The organism is Noviherbaspirillum galbum (genome assembly GCF_010974945.1).
Classification (GTDB): Bacteria; Pseudomonadota; Gammaproteobacteria; order Burkholderiales; family Burkholderiaceae_D; genus Noviherbaspirillum; species Noviherbaspirillum galbum.
In genome coordinates this window covers 1-755 of the sequence record NZ_JAAIVB010000058.1, presented here as the reverse complement: position 1 = coordinate 755, position 755 = coordinate 1, and the positions used below count along the sequence as shown (strand labels likewise).

Below are 755 nucleotides of genomic sequence, written 5' to 3'. Positions count from 1 at the left end.
TGCGTGTCGTAGCCGATGAACTCGACCCGCTCGGGGTTGTCGCGCACGGCGTTGATGATGCGCCCCAGCGGCGTCTGCGTGAAGGCGTACATGCCGATGGTGGCAATGAACAGCCAGAAGGCGATCAGGTAGTAGACCTGGATCTGCGGGCCGAAGGTGATGCCGAACAGCGGCTGGCCGTAGACGCGGTTGGTGGAGATGCCGCCCTCGCCGCCGAAGAACTCGGGGAACATCAGCGAGGCCGAGAACACCAGCTCGACGATGCCCAGGGTAATCATCGAGAACGTGGTGCCGCTCTTCTTGGTGGTGACGTAGCCGAACAGGATGCCGAACAGCATGCCGGCGATCGCGCCCACCAGCGGCACCAGCCACAGCGGCATCCAGATCTTGCCGGCACTGGCCAGGTTCATGGCATGGATGGCGAAGAACGCGCCCAGGCCGGAGTACACCGCATGGCCGAAGGACAGCATGCCGCCCTGGCCCAGGAGCATGTTGTAGGCCAGGCCGAAGATGATGACCGTGCCCATGGTGGAGAGCACGGAGAGCGACGCGCCCTTGTTGAACACCAGGGGCGCCACGATGAGGATGACGGCATAGATGGTCCAGATGAACCAGCGGCCGAGGTTGGCGGGCTTGAAAGTGAGATTCTTGGAAGTCATGGCAGCGGAACGCATGGATCAGCCCTCCCGAGTGCCCATCAGACCGCGGGGGCGGAAGATGAGGATGAGGACGAGCATGAGGTAAGGCAGGATGGC

1 protein-coding gene is annotated in these 755 nt (G+C 63.2%); it reads right to left on the bottom strand.

The genetic code is table 11. From position 1 onward, the window contains the following. On the bottom strand, positions 1 to 659 hold a 659-nt coding region (locus G3574_RS17495), incomplete at its 3' end, for a branched-chain amino acid ABC transporter permease (protein WP_235953491.1). Between the last annotated feature and the right edge of the window lie 96 nt (positions 660 to 755).